The following is a 23257-nucleotide window of genomic DNA, read 5'->3' as shown; positions in this document are numbered from 1 at the left end:
GACGAACAGACTGCTGATGAGCAACCAGAACCCTCTCGTCTCCGACAACGACGTCGCCGCCATCGCCGCCCAGCTCGGCCGGGTGCCGCGCGGGCTGCGCGCCGTCGCCCACCGCTGCCCGTGCGGCAACCCGGACGTGGTGGAGACCGCGCCCCGGCTGCCCGACGGCACGCCGTTCCCGACGCTCTACTACCTGACCTGCCCCAAGGCCGCCTCGCTGATCGGCACCCTGGAGGCGGGCGGCGTGATGAAGGAGCAGACCGCCCGGCTCGCCGAGGACCCGGAGCTCGCCGCCGCGTACCGGGCCGCGCACGAGGACTACATCGCCCGCCGGGACGCCATCGAGGTGCTGGAGGGCTTCCCCAGCGCCGGCGGCATGCCCGACCGGGTCAAGTGCCTGCACGTGCTGGTCGGCCACTCGCTGGCGGCCGGCGAGGGCGTCAACCCGCTCGGCGACGAGGCGATCGGCATGCTGGAGGACTGGTGGGCCAAGGGCCCGTGCGTCAGCCCGGCCGAGGTCGAGGCCGCCGGTGCGCGGGTCGCCCGCAACCGCGCCAAGGCCGAGGACCACGCCGCGACGATCGCTGCCAAGGAGGCGCTGACCGCCGAGCGGGCCGAGCGCGCCGCCCGCCTGGCCGAGGAGGGTGACGAGTCGTGACCACCACCCGGGTCGCCGCGATCGACTGCGGCACCAACTCGATCCGCCTGCTGATCGCCGATCTGGACCCGGAGACCGGCGAGATCGTCGACCTGGACCGCCGGATGCTGATCGTCCGGCTCGGCCAGGGCGTCGACAGGACCGGCCGGCTGCACCCCGAGGCGCTGGACCGCACCTTCGCGGCCTGCCGCGAGTACGCGGAGGTCATCGCCGCGTACGGCGTCGGCCCGGAGCGGATCCGGATGGTCGCCACCTCGGCCTCCCGGGACGCCGAGAACGCCGCCGAGTTCACGGCGGGCGTCAAGGAGATCCTCGGCATCACCCCGAGCGTGGTCAGCGGCGACGAGGAGGCCCGGCTGTCCTTCACCGGCGCCACCCGCGAGCTGCTCGGCGGCCCGCACCGCCCGCCGTACCTGGTGTTCGACCTGGGCGGCGGCTCCACCGAGTTCGTGCTCGGCGAGCAGGACGTCCGGGCCGCGTACTCGATGGACATCGGCTGCGTGCGGATGACGGAGCGCCACTTCGTCGGCGGGCAGCCCGTCGAGGAGCAGATCGCCGCCGCGCGGGCCGACATCCGGGCCGCGCTGGACACCGTCGGGAAGAGCGTCCCGCTGACCGAGGGCGCCACCCTGGTCGGCCTGGCCGGCACCGTCACCACGGTCGCCGGGATCGCGCTGGAGCTGCCCGGCTACGACTCCGAGCAGATCCACCACGCGGTGCTGACCGTCGAGCAGGTCCGCGAGACCGCCCAGTGGCTGCTGCACTCCTCGCACGCCGAGCGGGCCACCGTCCCCGTGATGCACCCCGGCCGGGTCGACGTGATCGCGGCCGGCGCACTCGTCCTGCTGGAGATCATGGAGCGCACCGGGGCCGCCGAGCTGCTGGTCTCCGAGCACGACATCCTCGACGGCATCGCCTGGTCGATCGCCTGACCCGGGCGCCCCGGGAGGCCCGGCGCGGGCCTCCCGGCGTGTCCCGGCAAGAAGCTTCGTGAATTTCTTCACATGGCGATCGGGCCTTTCGGCCCAGCGGGGTGTCCGGTCCGTCCGATATGTGGGACCGAAGGCGCCCGGGGCGGGTGGTTCATGGGATCGCAGGCAACCTGCGGTTCACACCGAAGAAATCGAAAGGGCACTCGGGAACCCGTGCGCCGCAAGGATCGTTGCTGCTCAGCGCGGCACCGAGTGCCTCGGCGGTCACCGAAGGCGGTCGGCGGGGGTCGGGGGAAGGCCCGGGGCCGGAAGTGTGGGCGCGCAGTGTAGCAGCCGGTGTCCAGGAGCTTGTGATGGGCCTCACGAATGGTCCGTCAGGCGGGGGTGGATACTTTCGGATATGAGCACCACGGAGCGTCCTCGCATCCTCATTGTCGGCGGTGGTTACGTCGGCCTGTATGCCGCGATGCGCATCCTCAAGAAGATGCGCTACGGCGAAGCGACCGTCACGGTCGTCGACCCGCGGTCGTACATGACGTACCTGCCCTTCCTCCCGGAGGCGGCCGGCGGCAACGTCGCCCCCCGCAACCTCGTCGCGCCCCTGCGCAGCGCCCTGAAGAAGGCGGAGGTGCTCACCGGTCACGTGACCGAGGTGGACCACGCCCGTAAGGTCGCCACCATCCAGCCTGCGGCCGGCGACGCCTACGAACTGCCCTTCGAGTACCTGGTCGTGGCGACCGGCTCGGTCTCCCGCACCTTCCCGATCCCGGGCCTGGCGGAGCACGGCATCGGCATGAAGACGGTGGAAGAGGCGATCAGCCTCCGCAACCACGTCATGGCGCAGCTGGACAAGGCCGAGTCGACCACCGACGAGGACGTCCGCCGCAAGGCGCTGACCTTCGTCGTCATCGGCGGCGGCTTCGCCGGCATCGAGACGGTGGCCGAGGTCGAGGACATGGCGCGCGACGCCGCCAAGATCTACAAGACCGTCAGCCGCGACGACATGCGCTTCGTCGTGGTGGAGGCGGCCAACCGCATCCTCCCCGAGATGGGTCCCGACCTGGGTCTGTGGACCAAGGGCCGGCTGGAGGAGCGCAACATCGAGGTCTACATCGAGACCTCGATGGACTCCTGCGTCGACCAGCACGTGGTGCTGAAGAACGGCATGGAGTTCGACGCCTCCACCATCGTGTGGACCGCCGGCGTGAAGCCGAACCCGATCGTCAACCGCTTCGGTCTGCCGCTCGGCCCGCGCGGCCACGTCGACACCAGGCCGACCCTGCAGGTCCAGGGCTTCGACTACGTGTGGGCGGCCGGCGACAACGCCCAGGTTCCCGACCTGGCCGCCGGTGAGGGCGCCTGGTGCCCGCCGAACGCGCAGCACGCGGTCCGTCAGGCCGCCGTCCTCGCCGACAACGTGGTGGCCGGCATGCGCGGCTTCCCGCAGGCCGAGTACAAGCACAAGAACCTCGGTGCGGTGGCCGGCCTCGGCCTGCACAAGGGTGTGGCGATCCTGTTCGGCAAGGTCAAGCTCAAGGGCCGCCTCGCCTGGTACTTCCACCGCCTGTACCACGGCGCGATGGTCCCCACCATGAACCGCAAGGTCCGGGTCTTCACCGACTGGACGCTGGCGATGTTCCTCAAGCGCGAGACCGTCGGTCTCTCCGAGATGGAGAAGCCGTTCGACGCCTTCCAGGAGGCGACCGCTCCGCCGAAGCCCGCCGCCGCGGCCGAGCCCAAGAAGGAACTCGCCTCCAGCAAGTAAGCGGCCGACCCGTCTTTTCGGGTCGATGAGTCGGAGGCCCTCCGCCTGGCAACGTCGCCGGACCACGTCCTCCGTGGTGCTCAGCCGGCCTTGCTGCCGGGCGGAGTACAGCAATCGGTTGACCAAGGCCCCCACCCCCGCCGGGTGGGGGCCTTCGGGCTTTTCCGGGACCGCCGCCGTCAGGGCCGGTCGGTGGTGGCGGTGCGGTCGTTGAGGCGTTCGTGGCGCTGGCGGGCGGCCTGGGGGGTGCCGAGGCCGAGGCCGAAGGCGATGTCCTGCCAGGTCATGCCGCGGCCGCGGGCCATGGTGAGCAGGCCGGCCTCCAGTTCGTCGAGTTCGGCGCGGACCAGGGGGAGCAGGGTGAGGGCGGCCGTCAGGTCGGCGCGGTCGACCTCGGGTTCGCCGTCCTCGGCGAGGGCGGCGCCGCTGAGCAGGAAGGCGACCAGGCGGACGGCCTCGTGCGGGGCGACCATGGCCGGGTTGGTCTGGCGGCGGCGCTGCTCGTCGGTGGCGGCGTGGCGCTCGGCGATCCGGAACAGCGAGGCGTAGACGCGCTGCGTCCGGGCGGCCTCCGGGTCCGGCAGGGCGAACGGGTCGGCGGGCTGCGGGGAGGTGTCGGTCATGGGGACAGCATGCGGTGATCAACCGGTGGGCGTCAATGGGGCGTGTTGAACGGTTCGTTCAAAAAATGGATTGATCACGGACGGGTCGCCGCCTAGCATGGCGATCATCATCGACACTCAACCTGGGGGTACCGCAATGGAACTGACCACTCGTCAATCCGCCCTGATCGCCGCCGCCACCACCGCGCTGGCCGCCGCGGCCGTCGTCGGCGGCTCCGCCGTGGAGTGGACGGTCGCCCCGGCCGGCGCGGCCGTCGAGGCGCACGGCTACGTGCAGCAGTCCGCCGGCGACGTCGTGGTGCCGGACCACATGGCGCTGGTCACGCCGGACCACATGGCGCTCGCCGTCACCGACCACATGGGGCTCTGACCCCGCCGTGCGGGCAGCAGTCGACGACCCGGCGGCGCAGCTGGTCGCGCAGACCGCCGAGCGGCTGATCCGGCTCTGGGCCGAGCGCGGGGAGCTCCACCACCCCGGCTGGGGTCGGCCGTTCCGCCAACTCGCCGAGCTGCTGCCCGCATCGGACGTCGAATTCGCCGTCCACAACCCGCAGATGGTGCCGCTGCTCTGGTACCCGGCACTGCGCCGGGAGAGCGCGCACGGCACCGTCGTCGAGGTGTTCGACCACCTCCCGGCGGACGCCGGGCCGCCGCTGCCGCGCCGGCAGGAGCTGTCCCGGATCTACAGCTGGGCGCCCGTCACCCGGACCGCCCTCGACTGGATCGCCGGGCGGCTGGCCGGCCGGGGCCTGCTGGAGGTCGGCGCCGGCAGCGGCTACTGGGCCGCCCGGCTGCGGGAGCACGGCGTGGACGTGCTGGCCACCGACGCCGAGGCCCGCACCGAGCTCAACGGCTGGACCGACCGGTTCCGCTGGACCGACGTCCGCCCCGGCCGGGCCGCCGAGGACGCCGCCGCCCACCCGGACCGCGCGCTCGCCCTGATCTGGCCCCCGCACCGCGACCCGATGGCCCTGGAGGCCCTGCGCGCCTACCGCGGCGACCACCTGATCCACCTCGGCGACCGCCCCGGCGGCCTCTGCGCCGACGACGCCTTCTTCGCCGAACTCGCCGCCCACTGGCAGCCGGCCGCCCGCTGCCCGCTCGCCCTGCGCTGGCTCGGCAACCACGACACCCTGACCCACTGGGTCCGCCGCGAGTGCGACCGGCGTACGCCCCGGCTCGCGACGATCGCCTGACCGGGCCCGGGAGGTCATCCAGGTCGCGCTTCTCCGACGACCCCGGCGCCGACTTTCCACAGTACGGTCCGGGTTGTGACGGTCCATCGACAGCATTTGATGTGACGACCTAGATTTCAGGCTGTCAATCCTTAAGTAAATATCGGGGGCTGCAGATGTCCTTGGATCCCACCACCCGGCTCCTCCTCGCCCTCGCCGCCGTCCTGGCCCTCAGCCTCGGCGCCGCCCGGCTCGCCCAGCGGTTCGGCCAACCGGCGGTGATCGGCGAGATCGCGATCGGGATCGCGCTCGGACCGACCCTGCTCGGACGCGTCCTGCCCGACCTGCACCGACAGCTGTTCACCGGCGCACCGCTGACCGTCCTCGGCGGCCTCGCCCAACTCGCCGTCTCCCTCTACGCCTTCGAGATCGGCGCGCAACTCACGGCGGAGGCCGGGACCCGCCGGAGCGCCGGGCACCGCTCGCCGCTGCCGCTGGCCGCGGTGTCGGTGGCGGTGCCGGCCGCGGTCGGCCTCGCGCTCGCACCCTGGCTGGTCCGCTCGGGCGGGGTCGGGCCGCACGGCTCGCCCGGCTCCTTCGCGGTCTTCCTGGCCGCCGCGCTCGGCGTCACCGCCGTGCCCGTGCTGGCCCGGATCCTGCACGACCGCGGCCTGGACGGGACACCCGAGGGCCGGCTCGGCCTGGCCGCCGCGGCCGTCGGCGACGGCGCCTGCTGGACGCTGCTGGCCCTCGCCCTCTGGCTGGCCGGCACCCTGCCGGCCGGCCACCTGGCCCTCGCCCTGGCCGGCGTCGCGGGCGCCGGACTGCTCGCCCGCCGCCGCGCCCGCGCCGGTCGCGACGCGTCCCGGACCGCGGCCCGCGTCGCGACCGGCGCCCGTCCCGGCGCCGCCCTGTTGCTCGGCGCGGTCTGCCTGGCCGCCGCGCTCTCCTCCGCGCTCGGCCTGCACACGCTGTTCGGCGGCCTGGTGCTCGGCCTGCTCTGGCCTTCCGCCCTCGGCCCGCACGGCGAGCTGCCGGCCACCGCCGCCACCGGTCTCGGCACCCTGTCCACCGTGCTGCTGCCCTGTTTCTTCCTCGGGGCCGGCCAGCAGGTCGACCTCGGCGCCGAACTGACCGACCCCGGCTTCCTCGCCCTGGTCGGGGCGGTGCTCGCGGTCTCGACCGCGGCGAAGATCCTGCCCTGCGCCGCGGTCGGGCGACGCGGCGGGATGCCCTGGCGGGACAGCCTGCGCCTCGGCGTCCTGATGAACACCAAGGGCCTGACCGAACTCGTCCTGCTCACCGTCGGCCAGCAGGCCGGCCTGATCAGCCCCCGGCTGTACGCGGCGCTGCTGGTGGTCGCGGTCGCCGCCACCGTGCTGGCCGGGCCCGCGCTCCTGCTGCTGCGCGACCGGCCGCGGGCCACGGCGGCGGAGCCGGTGCTCGCCCCGACGGGCTGAGCATCGGCTCCGGCACCGGTCAGCGGGCGGCCAGCACCGCACGGTAGACGTCGAGGGTGCGCTCGGCGACCCGGTCCCAGGAGAACTCCCGGACCGCCCGCTCCCGCCCGGCCAGGCCGAACTTCTCGGCCGTCCCCGGGGACTCCAGCAGCGCGTTGACGGCTGCGGCGAGACCGCGGGCCAGGGCGGCCGGGTCGGCCGGCTCCCCGGTGGCGTCGTCCCGCTGCTCGTACGGCACCAGCAGTCCGGTGCGGCCGTCCTCGACCACCTCGGGGATGCCGCCGACCGTGGTGGCCACCACGGCGGTCTCGCAGGCCATCGCCTCCAGGTTGACGATGCCCATCGGCTCGTACAGCGAGGGGCAGACGAACACCGCCGCGTGGCTGAGCAGTTGGCGCACGCTCAGCGGGTCGAGCATCCCGTCGATCCGGACCACGCCGCTGCGCCGCCGGATCAGATCGGCCACCAGGGTGTCCACCTCGGCGGCGATCTCGGGGGTGTCGGGCTGCCCGCAGCACAGCACCAGCTGGGCTTCCGGGCGGAGGTAGAAGGCCGCCCGGAGCAGGTGCGGCAGGCCCTTCTGGCGGGTGACCCGGCCGACGAAGAGCACGATCGGCCGGTCCGGGTCGAGGCCGAACCGCTCCAGCACCGCGGGTGAGCGGTCGGGCCGGTAGGCGTCGGTGTCGATCCCGTTGTGGATCACGTGGACGCGTTCGGGCGTGATCTCGGGGTAGACCGCGAGCACGTCCTCACGCATGGCCCGGGAGACCGCGATGACGGCGTCCGCGGACAGGGCGGCGGTGCGTTCCAGCCAGGAGGAGAGCGCGTAGCCGCCGCCGAGCTGCTCGGCCTTCCACGGCCGCAGCGGTTCCAGGCTGTGCGCGGTCATCACGTGCGGGATGCCGTGCAGCACCCCGGCCACCTGGCCGGCGCCGTTGGCGTACCAGGTGTGGCTGTGGACCAGGTCGGAGTCGGCGCACTCGGCCGCGGCTTCGAGGCCGGCGCCCAGGAAACCCAGCGCGGGGTTGGCACCGCGCAGCGTCTCGGGGACGGCGTGGGCGCGGGCGCCCTTCTCGTCGCGGGGTTCGCCGAAGCAGTGGACGTCCACCTCGGCGAGGCGGCGCAGTGCCCGGGTGAGCTCGGTGGCGTGGACGCCGGCGCCGCCGTACACCTCGGGCGGGTACTCCCTGGTCAGGATCGAGATGCGCATGGCGGATCCCTTCTGGTCCGGGCTGGTGGGCTGCTTCCGGGAGTCCGGGCGCCGCAGGTCAGCAGCAGCCGCCGGCGCCGGGGTCGTCGGAGACGACGACGGTCACGGGGGCCGCCTTGACCGTGGCGCCCTGGTCGGCGCCGAGCGGGCCGAAGGCCAGGGCGAGAGCGGTCACGGCGAGCACGGCGGCGAGGCGGGCGATCAGAGTCTTGGACATGGCTGTGCCTTCCTGGGTGGGCCCTCCGTGGGCCTCATCGAGTTGACATGGAGAGTCAATCCGGCTTGACAGACTCTGTCAATGCATCGGCCGCAGGGAAAGCCCGATGCGTCGTACAACGGCAGGTCGGCCTGAAAAAAGTCGAGAACGAAGCCGCTGGAGACTTCTTGGCGGCCTGGGGACGATCCTGTAAAAAGGGTAGTCAAATGGCACCTCGGAGGTGGACAGCGTGGACCAGACGCAGAGCGGGACGGGTGGAATCGGTCAGCGCCTGCGCGAGCTGCGGCTCAGGCGCGGGCTCAACCAGCAGGACCTCGCCTCGGAGGACATCTCGGTCAGCTATGTGTCCCTGATCGAGACCGGCAAGCGAGCTCCGTCCGAGGCCGTGCTGAAGAGCCTCGCCGAGCGGGTGGGCTGTTCGGTGGAGTACTTGCGCACCGGGCACGACGACGCCACCGTCAAGGAGCTCGAACTCAAGGTGGCCTTCGGCGACATGGCGCTGCGCAACGGCTCCAACGGGGAGGCGCTGCAGTCCTTCAGCGAGGCGCTGGCCTCGTCGCCGCTGCTCAGCGACGCGATGGTGCACCGGGCCCGGCTCGGCCAGGCGCTGGCGTTCGAGAAGCTGGGCCGGCTGGAGGCCGCGATCCAGCTGCTCACCACGCTCTTCGAGGACCCGGCCACGGTGGCCGGCTCGGCGCAGTGGGCGCAGCTCGCGGTGGCGCTGTGTCGCTGCTACCGGGAGTCCGGCGACCACATCATGAGCGTCGAGGTGGGCGAGCGGGCGATGCGCAAGCTCGACTCGCTCGGCCTGGACGTCACCGACGACCACATCCAACTCGGCGCCACCCTGATCGACTGCTACCGCGAGCGCGGCGACCTCGGCCAGGCCAACCTGGTCGCGGCCCGGCTGCTGCTGGTCGCCGAGCAGACCGGCTCGCGGGTCGCCCGCGGCTCGGTCTACTGGAACGCCGCGCTGGTCGCCAAGTCGCGCGGGCGGGTGGACGAGGCGCTCGGCCTCACCGAGCGGGCGCTGATGATGATGGCCGAGACCGACAACGTCCGGCACCTGGCCCTGCTCAAGGGCGTGTACGGGCGGCTCATCCTGGAGTCGGACTCGCCCGACCTGGAGCGGGCCCGCACCCTGCTGGACGAGTCCCAGCTCGGGCTGCTGGAGGCCGGCACCGCCGCGGAGCAGGCCTGGAGCGAGACCAGCCTGGCCCAACTGTCCATCCAGCTGCGGCAGTTCGACGACGCGGCGGCGCACGCCAACCGGGCGCTCGGGCTGCTGCGGGCCGAGCCGCGGTTCGACGCCGCCAAGGCACGGGTGCTGCTCGCCGAGGCCCAGTTCCTCGGCGGGGACCCGGAGAGCGGCGGAGCCACGCTGCGCGCGGTCGAGCGGCAGCTCGGCCAGCTCGCGGCCAACCGCGGCTCGGCGGAGGTCTGGCGGCAGGTCGGCGACCTCTGGCAGCGGTTCGGCCGGGCGGAGGAGGCGATGAGCGCCTACCAGCGGGCGCTGACCAGCGTCGGCCTGCGGGCGCTGCCCAGCGTGAACGAGGCGCCCACGCCGCGGCCCGGGCGGACCAGGCGCTGACCGCCTCCCGGCGGGTGCCGACCGGCGTGGCCGGGGCGACCGGCGTGGCCGGTGGAAGCGGGTGGTAGACGCGGACGGTTCGTGGGCGGTCCGGTCCCGGAGGGGTGTCTCCGGGGCCGGACCGCCGGTTCAGGAGCCGGCGACGATCCGCAGCACCCGCTCGCGGAGATCGTCGAGGCGGCGGCCGTCGGCGGCCTCGGCGTTCAGCCGCAGCACCGGCTCGGTGTTGGAGGCGCGCAGGTTGAACCAGGCGCCGTCGGCGAAGGTGGCGGTCAGGCCGTCCAGCCGGTCCAGGACGGCGCCGTCGCCGAGCGAGCGCTCCACCTCGGCCAGGGCGGCGGCCGGGTCGGCGACCTCCAGATTGGTCTCCGCCGCGGTGGCGTACCGGGTGAAGTCGGCCACCAGCTTGGACAACGGCCGGTTCGCGTCGGACAGTTCGGCCAGGATGTGCAGGGCGGCCAGCATGCCGGTGTCGGCGAACCAGAAGTCGCGGAAGTAGTAGTGCCCGGAGTGCTCGCCGCCGAAGACCGCCAGGTGCTCGGCCATCAGCGCCTTGACGAAGGAGTGCCCGACCCGGGAGCGGACCGGCACGCCGCCGCTCTCCTCGATCACCTCGATCGCGGACCGCGAGGTGATCAGGTTGTGCACCACCCGGCCCCCGGGCTCGCCGGCCAGCAGCCGGGCGGCGACCAGCGCGATCACCGAGGAGGCCGGCACCGCCTCGCCGCGTTCGTCGACCGCGAAGCAGCGGTCGGCGTCCCCGTCGAAGGCCAGGCCCAGGTCGGCGCCCTCCGCCCGGACCCGCGCCTTCAGATCCGCGACGTTGGCCGGCTTCATCGGGTCGGCCTCGTGGTTCGGGAAGCTGCCGTCGAGCTCGAAGTACATCGGGACGATGTCGAGCAGCGGGTGGTCCAGCACCAGCGGCACGGTCAGCCCGGCCATGCCGTTGCCCGCGTCCACCACCACCTTCAACGGACGCAGCCCGGACAGGTCGACCAGCGAGCGCAGGTGGGCGGCGTACTCGTCGAGCAGGCTCTCGGCGCGCCGGGTCCCCGGGACCGGGTCGGCGACGACCGGCGCCGGGGCGACCAGGGCGGCCCGGATCCGTTCCAGGCCGCTGCCCTCGCCGATCGGCACGGCCCCGGCCCGGCACAGCTTGATCCCGTTGTACGCGGCCGGGTTGTGGCTGGCGGTGAACATCGCACCGGGGATGCCGAGCCGCCCGGCCACGAAGTACAGGTAGTCGGTGGAGCCGAGGCCGGTGTCCAGGATGTCCACGCCCTGGTCCAGCACGCCGCGGGTGAAGGCCGCGGCCAGGGTGGGCGAGGAGTCGCGCATGTCGTGGGCGACGGCGATCTCGGCGGCCCCGGTCAGTTCGGTGAAGGCGGCGCCGATCCGGTACGCGGCGGCCTCGTCCAGCTCCTGCGGCACCAGGCCGCGGATGTCGTACGCCTTGACCAGGCGGCGGGCGAGTTCAGGCTCCATGATGCTCCTCGGGTGTCAGCCAGATGGTGGCCAGCGGGGGAAGGGTCAGCGGGGCGCTGTGGTCCTGGCCGTGCCACGGGACGGGTTCGGCCTCGGGGCGGCGGGTCGCGGCGGCGGCGCCGCTGCCGCCGTAACGGGCGTCGTCGGTGTCCAGCACGGTCCGCCAGCGGCCCGGCAGCGGCAGCCCGATCCGCCGGTCGCGGCGGACGACCGGCGAGAAGTTGCAGACGGCGACCAGCGGGCTGCCGTCCGCTGCGCGGCGCACGAACGCGATGACGTTCTCGTCGGCGGCGTCGGCGTCGAGCCAGCGGAAGCCGTCGGGGACGGTGTCCTGTTCCCACAGCGCGGGCGTGGCGCGGTAGGTGTGGTTGAGGTCGGCGATCAGGTCGCGGACGCCGCGGTGCTCGGCCGCGGCGGGCCAGCCCTCGTCGAGCACCCACCACTGCGGGCCGCGCTCGTGGTCCCACTCCGTGCCCTGCGCGAACTCCTGTCCCATGAACAGGAGTTGCTTGCCGGGGTGGGCCCACATGTAGCCGAGGTAGGCGCGGTGGTTGGCGCGCTGCTGCCACCAGTCGCCGGGCATCTTGGAGACCAGCGCCTGCTTGCCGTGCACCACTTCGTCGTGCGAGATCGGCAGGATGTAGTTCTCCGAGTACGCGTACACCATCGCGAAGGTCATCTCGTGGTGGTGGTACTTGCGGTGCACCGGCTCTCTGCCCAGGTAGGCCAGCGAGTCGTGCATCCAGCCCATGTTCCACTTCAGGCCGAAGCCGAGTCCGCCGGCGTCGGTGGGCCGGGTGACGCCGTCCCAGGCGGTGGACTCCTCGGCGACCGTCAGCACGCCCGGGCAGCGCCGGTACACCGTCGCGTTCATCTCCTGCAGGAACGAGGCGGCGTCCCAGTTCTCCCGCCCGCCGTCCCGGTTCGGCGTCCACCGGCCGTCCGGACGGGAGTAGTCGAGGTAGAGCATCGAGGCGACGGCGTCGACCCGTAGGCCGTCGACGTGGAACTCCTCGCACCAGTACACCGCGTTGGCGACCAGGAAGTTCCGTACCTCGGGACGGCCGTAGTCGAACTCCAGCGTCCCCCAGTCCGGGTGCTCCGCCCGCTGCGGGTCGGCCGGCTCGTACAGCGGCTCCCCGTCGAAGCGGGCCAGCGCGAAGTCGTCCTTCGGGAAGTGCGCCGGAACCCAGTCCACGATCACCCCCACTCCCGCCCGGTGCAGGGCGTCGACGAGGTACTTGAAGTCGTCGGGGGCGCCGAGCCGGGCCGTCGGGGCGTAGAAGCCGGACACCTGGTAGCCCCAGGAGCCGCCGAACGGGTGCTCCATCACCGGCATGAACTCGACGTGGGTGAAGCCGAGTTCGGTCAGGTAGCCGGGCAGCACCTCGGCGATCTCCCGGTAGCTGGTGAGGTCCGGCCGCCAGGACGCCAGGTGCAGCTCGTACACCGACATCGGCGACCGGTGGTGGACCGCACCCGCCCGCGCCGCCATCCACCCGGCGTCCCCCCACGCGTAGGTCGAGGTGTGGACGACGGAGGCGGTGTCCGGCGGGCACTGGGCGGCGCGGGCCAGCGGGTCGGCCTTCTCCGCGATCGCGCCGCCGCGGGTCAGGATCTGGTACTTGTACCGCTCGCCCTCGCCGAGGCCCGGTACGAACAGCTCCCACACGCCGGACGAGCCCAGCGAGCGCATCGGGTGCGCGGTGCCGTCCCAGTGGTTGAACGAGCCGATCAGCCGCACCCCGACGGCGTTCGGCGCCCACACCGCGAACGAGGTGCCCGCCACCCCGTCCACCGTGCGCACGTGCGAGCCGAGCACCGTCCACAGCTGCTCGTGCCGGCCCTCCGAGATCAGATGCAGATCCAGCTGACCCAGCGTCGGAGCCATCCGGTACCCGTCCTCCTGCACCACCGGCTCACCCCCCGGATACGACACCCGCAGCCGGTACTGGGGCAGTTGGGTGATCGGGAGCAGGGCGGTGAACAGGCCGCCCGGGCCGGGCGCCAGGGCGACGTCGCCGAGCGGGGTCTCCAGCACCACGCTCTCCGCGCAGGGCCGCAGCACCCGGACGGCCACGCCGTCCTCGACCGGGTGCGCGCCGAGGACGGCGTGCGGGTCGTGGTGGGCGCCGGCGAGCAGCCGTTCGGCATCGTCGGGCGGCGGCGGGGCTTCGGGGAGCAGAAGCGGGGCCGTCAGCTGCACGGTCACGGGAGGGCGTCCTCTCGGGTGGTTCAGGCGGGGGGAAGGTCAGCGGCCGGCGGCCAGCCGCTGGATCGCGTTGAGCGGGATGAACCGCTTGTCGGGGCGGTACCGGGTCTCGTACACGGCCTCGTAGACGGCCTTGTCGGTCTCGAAGGCGCGCAGCACCGCCGGGTGGCAGTAGGGGTCGACCTGCCCGCCGGCGGCGTAGCCGGCGATGAAGGCGCGGCGGCCGCGCAGCGACCAGGCCCGGGCGCGGCGGGTGTGGTGCAGCCGGTCGGCGGGGTCGAGGAGTTCGCGGTCCTCGGCGAGGAGGGCGGCGAGGGCGTGTTCGGCGGCGTACTCGAAGGAGCGCAGCATGCCGGCGACGTCGCGCAGGACGGGTTGCGGGCGGCCCTGGTCGTCGGCGGCGCCGCCGGGTTCGCCCTCGAAGTCGATGACCTTCCAGCCGGTCTGGGTGCGCAGGACCTGGCCGAGGTGGAGGTCGCCGTGGATCCGCTGGCCGTCGAGGCCGCGGCCCTGGCAGGCGGCGCGGGCGAAGTCCCGGTAGATCTCGGCGATCCGCTCGGTGTGCGGGACGAGCTCGGGGACCCGGCCGGCGGCGTCGCGCAGCCGCTCGTCGAGCTGGTCGACGATGCCGCAGATCTGCTTCTCGGTCAGGTAGCGGCGGGGGAAGGTCTCGGCGAGCAGGCGGTGGGTGCGGGCGACGGACTCGCCCATGGCGTAGGCGTCGGCGCTGAATCCGCCGAGGCCGGCGGCGCCCTCGTGGCCGCGCAGGCTGTCGGTGGCGTGCCGGACGGCGAGGTCCCAGCCGTCGCCGTCGGCGGGCAGGAACTCCTGGAGCACGCCGAGCACGTAGTCGCCGACGGTGAGGCGGCCGTGCAGGCGGGGGGTGCTGATGCTGCCGGCGGCGGTGAGGGCGGTGAGCACCTCGGCCTCGGGGTGCGGGCCGGGCTGCGGCTGGCGGAACAGCTTGAGCATCAGCCGGTTGCCGAACACCACGGCGCTGTTGGTCTGTTCGGCCTTCAGCGGGCGCGGGACGAGGCCGCCGGGAACGGAGCCGGGGCGGGTCAGAGCGAGCCGGGGGGTGCCGGGGCGGGCGGTCTGGGTGCGCTCCAGCAGCAGGGACATCAGCTCGGGGTCGTCGGTGGCCTCGTAGATCCACCAGCCGTCCCAACGGCCGCCGACCGCCTGGCCGACCACCGCCGCGTTGAGGCGCGGGGCCAGCCGGGGGCGCAGCCCCAGCAGTAACTGGTAGCGGCGGGCGGCCCCGGAGGTGTGGACGGCGGTGAGCAGGGCGTGGACCAGGACGGCTTCGCCGCGGGGCTGTTCCAGCACGGTGTCGGTGAGGGGGGAGAGGTCCTGCAGGCAGCCGCTCTCGTGGGTGAACCAGCGGCGGGTGACGAGCCAGGGCCGCAGCGCGGGCAGCAGCGGGCGGAGCAGCTCGTCACCCCGAAGGGCCTGCCCGGGTTCGGCGGCCAGGCAGGACGCGCAGGCGACGGTGGGCATTTCAGATGTCCTGACGGAGGGTGAGCAGGTGGGCGGGGGCGACGGCCGGGTCGAGCCGGACGTAGTTGTGCCGGCCCCAGAGGTAGAGCTCGCCGGTCAGCTCGTCCCGGACCTTGGTGTCCTCGGGCAGGTCGAGGGTGACGGTGGCTTCCTGGGGGTGGTGGGGGTCGAGGTTGACCACGGTGACGACCCGGTCCTCCAGGTCGTCCGTGGTGCGGGCGGTCTTGGAGAAGGCGAGGATCTGGTCGTTGTCGGTGGGGTGGAAGCGCAGGTCGCGCAGCTGCTGGAGGGCGGGGTGGCTGCGGCGGATCCGGTTGATCGCGGTGAGCAGCGGGGCGAGGGTGTCGGTGCGGGTCCAGTCGCGGGGCCGCAGTTCGTACTTCTCCGAGTCGAGGTACTCCTCCGAGCCCGGGTGGGCGGCCCGGTTCTCGCAGTGCTCGTAGCCGGCGTAGATGCCGTAACTGGGGGAGAGGGTGGCGGCGAGGACGGCGCGCAGGGCGAACGCGGCGGGGCCGCCGGTCTGGAGCTGCTCGGGGAGGATGTCGGGGGTGGTGGGGAAGAAGTTGGGGCGCATCCAGGCGGCGGTGTCGCCGGTGAGCTCGGTCAGGTACTCCGTCAGTTCGGCCTTGTCGTTGCGCCAGGTGAAGTACGTGTAGGACTGGTGGAAGCCGACCTTGCCGAGGGTGTTCATCATCGCGGGCCGGGTGAATGCCTCGGCGAGGAACAGCACGTCGGGGTCGGTGCGGGCGATGTCCGCGAGCACCTTCTCCCAGAAGTTGACCGGCTTGGTGTGCGGGTTGTCGACGCGGAAGATCCGCACCCCGTGGCCCGTCCAGTACCGCAGGATCCGCACCGTCTCGCGGACGATGCCGTCGAAGTCCTGGTCGAAGTTGACCGGGTAGATGTCCTGGTACTTCTTCGGCGGGTTCTCGGCGAAGGCGATGGTGCCGTCCGGGCGGTGGGTGAACCACTCGGGGTGCGTGTGCACCCACGGGTGGTCCGGCGAGCACTGCAGGGCGAAGTCCAGGGCCACTTCGAGGCCGAGCGCGCCGGCCTCCGCGACGAAGTGGTCGAAGTCCTCGATGGTGCCGAGGTCGGGGTGGACGGCGTCGTGGCCGCCCTCCGGGGAGCCGATCGCCCACGGCGAGCCGACGTCGTGCGGGCCCGCGATCAGGCTGTTGTTCGGGCCCTTGCGGTAGGCGCGGCCGATCGGGTGGATCGGCGGCAGGTAGACCACGTCGAAGCCCATCGCGGCGACCGCGGGCAGGCGTTCGGCGGCGGTCCGGAAGGTGCCGGAGACCGGCGGCTGCACGCCGCTCGGGTCCACCACCGCGCCCTCCGAGCGCGGGAAGAACTCGTACCAGGCGCCGAACAGCGCCCGCTTCCGGCTGACCGCCAGCTCGAACTCCTGCGAGCGGCTGACCAGTTCGCGCAGCGGGTAGCGCTCCAGGACGGCGGTGACCCGGGGGCGGCGGGCGAGCAGCAGCCGTTCCAGCGGGGGGCGGGCCGGGGCGCGGAGCGCGGCGGCGGTGCCGAGCAGGACGCTGCGGCCGCGGCCCCGGGGGACGTTCTCGGCGGCCCGCTCCAGCAGCTCGGCGCCCTCGATCAGGGTGACCTCGACGTCGACGCCGGCCGGGATCTTGACCGCGGCGGTGCGCCGCCAGCCGGTCACCGGGTCGCTCCAGGCCTCCACGGTGTAGGTCCAGCGGCCGGGGACGGTGGGGGTGACCTCGGCGGTCCAGCGGTCGGTGCCGGGGGCCTGCTCGCGCATCGGCGTCCACGGTCCGCGGCGGCCGGCCGGCCCGCGCAGCACCACGTTGGCGGCGACCGCCTCCCGGCCCTCGCGGAACACGGTGGCGGAGACCTCGAAGGTCTCGCCCTCGACCGCCTTGGCGGGCCGGCGGCCGCCGTCGACGGCCGGCCGGACGTCGAGTACGGGGATCCGCCCGACCGGTTCCGGCCGATGGCGGACTGCTGAGGCGGCACGGGGGGACAACACGGCGGTACGGGCGGACATGGCGGGACTCCTCTCGGTGGCGGGACGCGCAGGGGGAGGGGATCAGCGCTGGCCGATCCGGTCGATGATGGTGCGGGCGAAGAGGTGGCAGTGGTTGCCGGTGCGGGCGGTCACCAGGTCGTCGTCGACCACCACGTCGCGGTCGACGAAGACGCCGCCCATGTTCCGCAGGTCGCCCAGCAGGTTGTTGTGGACGACGGCCTGCCGGCCGCGGATCACCGAGGGGACCGGGGCGGCCAGCCACATGCCGTGGCAGATGATCCCCTTGACGATCGCCGGGTCGGCGAAGGCACGGCGCAGGAACAGCGCGGCGGGCGGCAGCCGGTCGACGGCCTCGGTGTAGCGCAGCCGGTCGGCGACGATCCCGGACGGGACGATCACCGCCGCGTACTGGCGGAGCCCGAACTCGTCGACGTCCTCGAAGGACTCGCTGACCTCGAACGGCATGCCGTGCTCGTGGCCGCGGAAGACCAGCCGGTCGTTGCCCCACAGCCGGGTGAGGAAGTGGACGCTGCCGCCCTCCTCGGCGAACCGCCGCTGGTAGTAGAGGATTTCGGGCTCGTAGAAGTCACTCTCCATCAGCACGGCGATCTTCCGGCCGGCCAGTCGGCCGCCGTGTTCGGTCGTGGTGCTCACCGGCCCACCACCAGGTCGATCAGGAACGGTCCGCCGCTCGTCAGCGCCTCGGCGATCGCGGCGGCGACCTGGTCGGGCTTGTCGACCCGGACGGCGGGGACGCCGAGCGAACGGGAGAGCGCGGCGAAGTCGATCTCCGGGCGGCTCAGGTCGAACAGCTCGGGGAAGGCGTGCGGCTCGATGCCCTGGGTGCCCCAGTACTGGGCGATGTTGTCGTCGAGCAGCTTGTAGCGGCCGTTGTTGCAGATGACGAAGACGGCGCCGATGTCGTAGCGGGCGGCGGTCCACAGGGCCTGGATCGTGTACATCGAGCCGCCGTCGCCGGTGAAGCCGACCACGGTCTTCTCCGGGTGGGCGAGCTTGGCGCCGAGCGCGCCGGGGATGCCGACGCCGAGCGAACCGCCGCGGGTCTGGAACCACTCCCCGGGGGTGTTCGGCGGCAGGTGGCGGAAGAGGCCGGGCGAGCAGGTCAGCGCCTCGTCGAAGAGGATCGCGTCGGCGGGCAGCTGCGCGGCGAGTTCGCGGCCGAAGTCGGCGGCGGTGAGCGCGCCGGCGGCCTCGCGGACGTCGCGCTCCTCGGCCTCGACGCGGGCGGCGGCCTTCTCGGCGCCCCAGCTGCGCAGCCGGTCGGCGGCCCGCCGCTGCTGCTCGGGGGTCAGCCGGGCGTCGATGGCGGCGGCGATCCGGCCCAGCGACTGGCGGGGGTCGGCGAGGATGCCGAGGTCGACCGGGAAGTTCTTGGCGATGGCGCCGCTGTCGAGGTCGACGTGGACCACCGGCGCGCCGGGCGCGAACACCCCCTCCAGGGCCGGGAAGACCTCCGGCAGCGCGTAGGTGCCGACGATCAGCACCGCGTCGGCGGCCGCGGTGACCCGGCGGCTCGACGTGCCGAACATGTGGCCCAACTGGCCGCGGTAGGCGGGGTGGTCGGCGGGCAGGTTGACCTCGGCCCAGTCCGCGCCCCACACCTCGGCGCCCCACACCTCGGCGAGGCGGGCCAGTTCGGCCTGGGCGCCGGAGAAGTGCACGCCGTCGCCGACGATCACCAGCGGCCGCTCGGCGCCGGCCAGCAGGTCGGCGGCGCGCCCGACGGTCTCCGGGGCGGGGACGGCCGCGGTCTCCAGGTAGGAGGTGGGCACGACCGGCTCGTCGGTCTCGGCGTCCATCACGTCGGCCGGCAGCACCACCATCACCGGGCCGTACGGCGGGGTGGCGGCGACCTTGAAGGCGCGGCGCAGCACCCGCAGGGTGGAGCGGGGGTCGACCACCCGGGTCGCCCACTTGGTGACCGGCTCGGCCATCGCGACCAGGTCGGCGGCCATCTGGGCCTCCATGGCGTCGTACGCCAGCCCGGACTCGCCGACCAGGACGACCAGCGGGGCGTGGCCGCGCTTGGCCTGGTACAGCATGCCGATGCCGTTGCCGAGGCCGACGCCGGAGTGCAGCTGGAGCAGGGCCGGCCGGCGGGTGGCCCGGGCGTAGCCGTCGGCCAGGCCGACCACGGCGGCCTCCTGGAGCGCCAACACGTACTCGATCTCGGGGAAGTCGCGGAGCTCGTCCAGGAATCCCTGCTCGACCGTGCCGGGGTTGCCGAACATGTGGGTGACGCCGTCGGCCTTGAACTGTTCGAGCATCGCCACCCGTGCGGGCCTGCTGGCCATGCCTGTGCCTCCTCGTGTGAGCTGGGGGTTTCCGGTTCGGGGGTGGGTGGGCCGCGGGGAGCAGGGCGGGCGCCCGCCCTGCTCCCCGCGGCCGGCGCGGGGTCAGGCCTTGAAGCCCCACTGGCGCAGCCCGTCCTCCAGCACCTCGACCAGCTTCTGGCCGGTCAGGTAGGAGTCCGGGGTGGAGCGCCCGGTGATGAACGGGTAGTCGACGATCACCGAGGTCTCCTTGCCGAAGTTGCCGTGGAAGGCGCCCTCGGGGAGCGTGGCGTCGCGCAGGATGTACTCCAGCGGGTACGGCGGCGGGCCGATCACGAAGTCGGTGCCCATGAAGCCGGTGCCGTCCTTGTAGTCGTACTCGATGCAGTGCCCGGTGACGTGCTTGTTGCGCAGGATGCTGGTCCGGTCGTCCTGCTCGCGGGCGAAGGCGAGCGCCGCGATGCCGTAGCACTCGGCGGCGATCGGCAGGTCCAGGTCGCGGAAGGCCAGGATCAGGTCGTGGATCCGCCAGTTGTTGGCGAGGTCGACGATGGGGCCGCTGCCGCCGACGATCAGCAGGGCGTCGTAGCGCTCGGCGATCTGCTCCTGCACCTGCTCGCGGCGGGTGTTGTAGCCCTCCCAGGCGCGCAGGAAGTCGTTGCGGCTGCGGTACGGGCGGTCCGGCAGCCAGGAGGCCAGGTCCAGCGGCTCGTCCAGCCGGCTGGAGCGGTCCAGGACCTTGACCTTCTCGGCCATCTCGGTGCTGGTCACCGAGCGGCCCAGCGGCGGGTCGATGTACTCGGGGTCCATGCTCGGCGGCAGCGCCGCGGGGCGTTTGCCGGTCGGGGTCGCGAAGGTGACCTCGTAGCCGGCCCGGTCGAAGGTCTCCAGCGGTCCGACCAGCTCCTCACCCCAGTAGCCGTACTCGGAGAGCACGATGAGGATTCGCTTCTTCGCCATCGGCGATGTTCTCCTTCGATTGCCTTGCGAATTCCCGTCGGAAGTCGGCGGGGATTACTGTCTAACAGCCGTCGCGGAATTCACACCAGAGTCGCCGCCCCACCCGTCGGGACACTGCGAAGTCGGTGAAAGCACTTCGGCATGTCCCCCGGCCCGGCGTCCTGGCGTGCCGAGATGCCTCTGAGTAGCCGAATGAGTGGCCGAGTTGCCGAAGGACGGGAGGGGACTTTGCACAGTGCGGGGGTCGGCGGAGAAGGCCGTTGACGCTCCGGCGGGCCGGATTCTAGCGTCCCTCTCAGCCGCGCTCACTAATTGCGGGAAGGAGAGGCGGAAATGTCCGACGCCAACTCCGGGGAGAACCCGGAAATCAGGGAATTCGCACAGAACTGGTTCGATCTGCTGAGCCGTCACGACCCGGTGGAGGACCTCCTGCCGCTGGTGGTGGACGAGGGCCTGGACATGGCGTTCCCGGAGCGCACGCTCCGCTCGCACGCCGACTTCCGGGACTGGTACACCGTGGTCGGCGAGGCCTTCGCCGACCAGAGCCACACGCTGGAGACGTTCACCGCCACCGAGGCGGACGGCCCGGTCGACATCGAGCTGACCGTGATCTGGGCCGCCAAGCACCTGGCCGAAGGCCACCGGGCCGCGTTCCGGGTCCGGCAGACCTGGCAGCTGACCCGCGACCCGGCCACCGGCGTGCTGCGGATCGCCCGCTACCGGGTCGTCACCCTCACCCCCGCCGAGGACGCCGGCTGATGGCGGCGGACTACGTGGTGGTCGGCGCCGGCTCGGCCGGCGCCGCGGTGGCCGCCCGGCTCAGCGAGGACGGCTCCGCGAACGTCGTCCTGCTGGAGGCCGGCGGCTGGCCCGAGCGCGAGGAGCTGCACCGCACCGACGCCGGCGCGGTGCTGGCGCTGCTCACCGCCGACTGGAGCACGAGCATCGACTGGGGGTACGCCACCGAGCCGGAGCCCGGCGTGAACGAGCGCCGGATCCCGGTCGCCCGCGGCCGGGTGGCCGGCGGCTGCAGCACGGTCAACGCGCTGATGTGGGTGCGCGGCAGCCGCCGCGACTACGACGGCTGGCGCGACCTGGGCAACCCCGGCTGGGGCTACGAGGACGTGCTGCCGTACTTCCGGCGTTCGGAGGACTTCGCCGGCGGCGGGTCCGCCTGGCGCGGCAAGGACGGCCCGGTGCAGGTCGCCGCGTCGGCCGAGCCGACCCCGCTGGCCGAGGCGTTCGTCGCGGCGACCCGGGAGACCGGCTACCGCAGCGGCGGCGACTACAACGCCGAGCACCAGGAGGGCTTCGGGTTCCACTACCAGCACACCCGGACCCCCGAGGGCCGCCGGTCCAGCACCGCGACCGCGTACCTGCTGCCGGCGCTGGGCCGCCCGAACCTCACCGTGCAGACCGGCGCCCAGGCGACCCGAATCCTGGTCGAGGACGGCCGCGCGGTCGGCGTCGAGTACGTCCAGGGCGACCGGACGCACACCCTGCGGGCCGAGCGCGAAGTGATCGTCTGCGCGGGCGCGTTCGAGAGCCCCAAGCTGCTGATGCTCTCCGGCATCGGCCCGGCCGACGAACTGCGCGCGGCGGGCGTCGAGGTGCTCCTCGACCTGCCCGGGGTGGGCCGCAACCTGCAGGACCACCTGTTCGCGCCGGTCTGCTACGAGTCGCTGCGCGAGCTGCCGCCCGAGGCGCCGCTCTCCGAGGCGGGCCTGTTCACCCGGACCGCCGCGGCCGACCCCTCGCGCGGGCCGGACCTGCAATTCACCTTCGGGCCGGTGAAGTTCCTGCCCGCCGACGCCCCCGCCGAGCTGTGGCAGGGCCCCGGCTTCACGTTCGCGCCCATCGCGCTGCTGCCCGCGAGCCGCGGCACGGTGACCCTGCGCGACACCGACCCGCGCTCCACCGCGGTGGTCCGGCCCGGCTACCTGAGCGACCCGGCCGACCTGGACGTCCTGGTCGAGGGCGTCCGGCTGGCCCGCGAACTGGCCCACACCGCGGCCTTCGACGACTTCCGCGGGAAGGAGTACGGCCCCGGCAAGGGGGCCGTCGACACCGCGGAGCTGCGCGCGTACGTCCGCGCCAACGCCACGACGCTCTGGCACCCCGCCGGCACCTGCCGGATGGGCGCCGGACCGGACGCCGTGGTCGACCCGGACCTGCGCGTGCACGGCATCGACGGCCTGCGGGTCGCCGACGCCTCGGTGATGCCGACCGTGGTGGCCGGCAACACCCACGCCCCCAGCGTGATGATCGGCGAGAAGGCCGCCGATCTGATCCTCAACCGTTCCTGATCTCTCGGCAGGAGGCCGACGATGGCAGACCAGCAGGCGAACCTCGACCTGTACCGGCGCTTCCTGGACGCGCTGAACCGCAACGACTCCGACGGCATCGCCGCCGTGATCGACCCCGCGTTCCAGGACCACCACCCGGGCTTCGACATCAGCAGCCTGGAGAGCTACCAGCAGGCCCTCAAGGCCGCGCACGACTCGCTCGACCTGCGCGGCGAACTGCAGGAGGCGTTCACCGCCGGGGACCGCGTGGTCACCCGGGTGAAGCTCACCGGCACCCACCGCGGCGAACTGCTCGGCATCCCGGCCACCGGCCAGGAGGTCGAGTGGACCACCACCGAGATCTGGCGCGCCGAGGACGGCCTGCTCGCCGAGCGCTGGGCGCAGGACGACCTGCTCGGCCTGAAGGCGCAGCTGGCCCGCGGCGTGGAGAACACCGCCGTCGTGCAGAAGGTCAGCGACGCGGTCAACGAGCACCGCTACGACGACCTGGACGAGCTGTTCGGCCCCGGGTTCCGGGACAACAACCCGGCCTGGAACGTGGCCGGCCTGGAGGAGCTCAAGGGCATCATCATCGGCGCCCACGAGGCGCTGGACTTCCACGCCCACCTGGACGCCCTCTACCCGGCCGACCCGGACAAGGTGATCATGCACATCACCTTCACCGGCCGGCACGTCGGCCCGTTCTTCGGGGTCGAGCCGACCGGCAAGGAGGTCAGCTGGACCAGCCTGGAGGTCTACCGGCTGGAGCACGGCAAGGTCGTCGAGCGCTGGGTGCAGGCCGACACCGCCGGCCTGATGCGCCAGATCGGCGTCGAGCTCCCGTAACGCCCGCCCCCACCCACCGAGTTCACCCCAGACCAGGAGGAGACC

20 protein-coding genes are annotated in these 23257 nt (G+C 73.0%); 10 read left to right on the top strand and 10 right to left on the bottom strand.

From position 1 onward, the window contains the following. The first annotated feature begins 16 nt into the window (after positions 1-16). The 3 genes from AMK19_RS12970 (at position 17) to AMK19_RS12960 (ending at position 3355) form a co-directional block, all read left to right on the top strand. Positions 17-658: a DUF501 domain-containing protein gene (locus tag AMK19_RS12970; protein ID WP_073811221.1), complete on the top strand. Its 642-nt coding sequence runs from the start codon at positions 17-19 to the stop codon at positions 656-658. After that, positions 655-1590 carry a Ppx/GppA phosphatase family protein gene (locus AMK19_RS12965; protein WP_073811220.1) on the top strand — a complete coding sequence of 312 codons (936 nt, stop codon included), beginning with the start codon at positions 655-657 and terminating at the stop codon, positions 1588-1590. The genes AMK19_RS12970 and AMK19_RS12965 overlap by 4 nt, the downstream gene beginning before the upstream one ends. A 400-nt stretch (positions 1591-1990) precedes the next feature. Continuing rightward, positions 1991-3355: an NAD(P)/FAD-dependent oxidoreductase gene (locus AMK19_RS12960; protein ID WP_073811218.1), complete on the top strand. Its 1365-nt coding sequence runs from the start codon at positions 1991-1993 to the stop codon at positions 3353-3355. 179 nt (positions 3356-3534) lie between these two features. On the opposite strand, the gene AMK19_RS12955 is transcribed toward AMK19_RS12960, so the two are convergent. Beyond that, positions 3535-3978, bottom strand: a complete 444-nt coding sequence (locus AMK19_RS12955) for a DNA-binding protein (RefSeq protein WP_073811216.1) — start codon at positions 3976-3978, stop codon at positions 3535-3537. A gap of 136 nt (positions 3979-4114) precedes the next feature. Between AMK19_RS12955 and AMK19_RS35955 the strand changes: the two genes are divergently transcribed. The 3 genes from AMK19_RS35955 (at position 4115) to AMK19_RS12940 (ending at position 6613) form a co-directional block, all read left to right on the top strand. Next, the gene (locus AMK19_RS35955; protein ID WP_073811215.1) at positions 4115-4348 is read left to right on the top strand and encodes a hypothetical protein; all 234 of its coding nucleotides are present in this window, start codon (positions 4115-4117) and stop codon (positions 4346-4348) included. A 7-nt stretch (positions 4349-4355) separates the two neighbouring features. Then, positions 4356-5174, top strand: coding sequence for a hypothetical protein (locus AMK19_RS12945; RefSeq protein WP_073811214.1), 819 nt, complete (start codon positions 4356-4358; stop codon positions 5172-5174). A gap of 155 nt (positions 5175-5329) precedes the next feature. Beyond that, positions 5330-6613, top strand: a complete 1284-nt coding sequence (locus AMK19_RS12940; RefSeq protein ID WP_073811212.1) for a cation:proton antiporter — start codon at positions 5330-5332, stop codon at positions 6611-6613. 19 nt (positions 6614-6632) lie between these two features. Here AMK19_RS12940 and glgA read toward each other — a convergent pair whose 3' ends face one another. Together glgA and AMK19_RS35950 are read right to left on the bottom strand one after the other, a co-directional pair. Further along, complete coding sequence (glgA, locus tag AMK19_RS12935; RefSeq protein WP_073811211.1) at positions 6633-7823, bottom strand: glycogen synthase; 1191 nt, start codon at positions 7821-7823, stop codon at positions 6633-6635. Between the two features lie 58 nt (positions 7824-7881). Continuing rightward, on the bottom strand, positions 7882-8040 hold the full coding sequence (locus AMK19_RS35950) for a hypothetical protein (protein WP_158071900.1): 159 nt from the start codon (positions 8038-8040) through the stop codon (positions 7882-7884). Between the two features lie 229 nt (positions 8041-8269). Between AMK19_RS35950 and AMK19_RS12930 the strand changes: the two genes are divergently transcribed. Next, on the top strand, positions 8270-9631 hold the full coding sequence (locus AMK19_RS12930; protein ID WP_241844386.1) for a helix-turn-helix domain-containing protein: 1362 nt from the start codon (positions 8270-8272) through the stop codon (positions 9629-9631). A 129-nt stretch (positions 9632-9760) separates the two neighbouring features. Here AMK19_RS12930 and AMK19_RS12925 read toward each other — a convergent pair whose 3' ends face one another. From AMK19_RS12925 to AMK19_RS12895, 7 genes are all read right to left on the bottom strand, one after another. Next, positions 9761-11116, bottom strand: coding sequence for a phosphomannomutase/phosphoglucomutase (locus tag AMK19_RS12925; protein WP_073811207.1), 1356 nt, complete (start codon positions 11114-11116; stop codon positions 9761-9763). Then, positions 11106-13328 carry a 1,4-alpha-glucan branching protein GlgB gene (glgB, locus tag AMK19_RS12920; protein ID WP_198953311.1) on the bottom strand — a complete coding sequence of 741 codons (2223 nt, stop codon included), beginning with the start codon at positions 13326-13328 and terminating at the stop codon, positions 11106-11108. The genes AMK19_RS12925 and glgB overlap by 11 nt, the downstream gene beginning before the upstream one ends. A gap of 39 nt (positions 13329-13367) precedes the next feature. Then, the gene (locus AMK19_RS12915; RefSeq protein WP_083646728.1) at positions 13368-14828 is read right to left on the bottom strand and encodes a maltokinase N-terminal cap-like domain-containing protein; all 1461 of its coding nucleotides are present in this window, start codon (positions 14826-14828) and stop codon (positions 13368-13370) included. 1 nt (position 14829) lies between these two features. Next, on the bottom strand, positions 14830-16845 hold the full coding sequence (locus AMK19_RS12910) for an alpha-1,4-glucan--maltose-1-phosphate maltosyltransferase (RefSeq protein WP_083646726.1): 2016 nt from the start codon (positions 16843-16845) through the stop codon (positions 14830-14832). A 42-nt stretch (positions 16846-16887) separates the two neighbouring features. After that, positions 16888-17424 carry a DJ-1/PfpI family protein gene (locus AMK19_RS12905; RefSeq protein ID WP_073811692.1) on the bottom strand — a complete coding sequence of 179 codons (537 nt, stop codon included), beginning with the start codon at positions 17422-17424 and terminating at the stop codon, positions 16888-16890. A gap of 53 nt (positions 17425-17477) precedes the next feature. Beyond that, a complete protein-coding gene (locus AMK19_RS12900; protein ID WP_073811205.1) occupies positions 17478-19142 on the bottom strand; it encodes a thiamine pyrophosphate-binding protein in 1665 nt (554 codons plus the stop codon). Between the two features lie 102 nt (positions 19143-19244). Continuing rightward, positions 19245-20081 (bottom strand): type 1 glutamine amidotransferase domain-containing protein, encoded by an 837-nt coding sequence (locus AMK19_RS12895; RefSeq protein ID WP_073811203.1) that lies wholly within the window; start codon positions 20079-20081, stop codon positions 19245-19247. A gap of 333 nt (positions 20082-20414) precedes the next feature. On the opposite strand from AMK19_RS12895, the gene AMK19_RS12890 reads away from it, so the two are divergent. Genes AMK19_RS12890 through AMK19_RS12880 form a run of 3 tightly spaced genes read left to right on the top strand, consistent with a single transcriptional unit; the run spans position 20415 to position 23212 of the window. Beyond that, a complete protein-coding gene (locus tag AMK19_RS12890; protein ID WP_073811201.1) occupies positions 20415-20840 on the top strand; it encodes a hypothetical protein in 426 nt (141 codons plus the stop codon). Continuing rightward, the gene (locus AMK19_RS12885; protein ID WP_073811198.1) at positions 20840-22387 is read left to right on the top strand and encodes a GMC family oxidoreductase; all 1548 of its coding nucleotides are present in this window, start codon (positions 20840-20842) and stop codon (positions 22385-22387) included. The genes AMK19_RS12890 and AMK19_RS12885 overlap by 1 nt, the downstream gene beginning before the upstream one ends. Before the next feature lie 21 nt (positions 22388-22408). Then, complete coding sequence (locus tag AMK19_RS12880) at positions 22409-23212, top strand: ester cyclase (protein ID WP_073811196.1); 804 nt, start codon at positions 22409-22411, stop codon at positions 23210-23212. Positions 23213-23257: the final 45 nt, after the last annotated feature.

This window comes from Kitasatospora sp. CB01950 (genome assembly GCF_001905465.1).
Lineage (GTDB): Bacteria > Actinomycetota > Actinomycetes > Streptomycetales > Streptomycetaceae > Kitasatospora.
The sequence above is the reverse complement of the archived record's forward strand: the minus strand, read 5'-3'. Positions and strand labels throughout refer to the sequence as shown.

Coding starts and splice junctions, on each gene's coding strand:
- AMK19_RS12970 (WP_073811221.1), top strand. CDS start 17: ATGAGCAACCAGAACCCTCTCGTCTCCGACAACGACGTCGCCGCCATC.
- AMK19_RS12960 (WP_073811218.1), top strand. CDS start 1,991: ATGAGCACCACGGAGCGTCCTCGCATCCTCATTGTCGGCGGTGGTTAC.
- AMK19_RS12955 (WP_073811216.1), bottom strand. CDS start 3,978: ATGACCGACACCTCCCCGCAGCCCGCCGACCCGTTCGCCCTGCCGGAC.
- AMK19_RS35955 (WP_073811215.1), top strand. CDS start 4,115: ATGGAACTGACCACTCGTCAATCCGCCCTGATCGCCGCCGCCACCACC.
- AMK19_RS12940 (WP_073811212.1), top strand. CDS start 5,330: ATGTCCTTGGATCCCACCACCCGGCTCCTCCTCGCCCTCGCCGCCGTC.
- glgA (WP_073811211.1), bottom strand. CDS start 7,823: ATGCGCATCTCGATCCTGACCAGGGAGTACCCGCCCGAGGTGTACGGC.
- AMK19_RS35950 (WP_158071900.1), bottom strand. CDS start 8,040: ATGTCCAAGACTCTGATCGCCCGCCTCGCCGCCGTGCTCGCCGTGACC.
- AMK19_RS12925 (WP_073811207.1), bottom strand. CDS start 11,116: ATGGAGCCTGAACTCGCCCGCCGCCTGGTCAAGGCGTACGACATCCGC.
- AMK19_RS12915 (WP_083646728.1), bottom strand. CDS start 14,828: ATGCCCACCGTCGCCTGCGCGTCCTGCCTGGCCGCCGAACCCGGGCAG.
- AMK19_RS12910 (WP_083646726.1), bottom strand. CDS start 16,845: ATGTCCGCCCGTACCGCCGTGTTGTCCCCCCGTGCCGCCTCAGCAGTC.
- AMK19_RS12905 (WP_073811692.1), bottom strand. CDS start 17,424: ATGGAGAGTGACTTCTACGAGCCCGAAATCCTCTACTACCAGCGGCGG.
- AMK19_RS12900 (WP_073811205.1), bottom strand. CDS start 19,142: ATGGCCAGCAGGCCCGCACGGGTGGCGATGCTCGAACAGTTCAAGGCC.
- AMK19_RS12895 (WP_073811203.1), bottom strand. CDS start 20,081: ATGGCGAAGAAGCGAATCCTCATCGTGCTCTCCGAGTACGGCTACTGG.
- AMK19_RS12890 (WP_073811201.1), top strand. CDS start 20,415: ATGTCCGACGCCAACTCCGGGGAGAACCCGGAAATCAGGGAATTCGCA.
- AMK19_RS12885 (WP_073811198.1), top strand. CDS start 20,840: ATGGCGGCGGACTACGTGGTGGTCGGCGCCGGCTCGGCCGGCGCCGCG.
- AMK19_RS12880 (WP_073811196.1), top strand. CDS start 22,409: ATGGCAGACCAGCAGGCGAACCTCGACCTGTACCGGCGCTTCCTGGAC.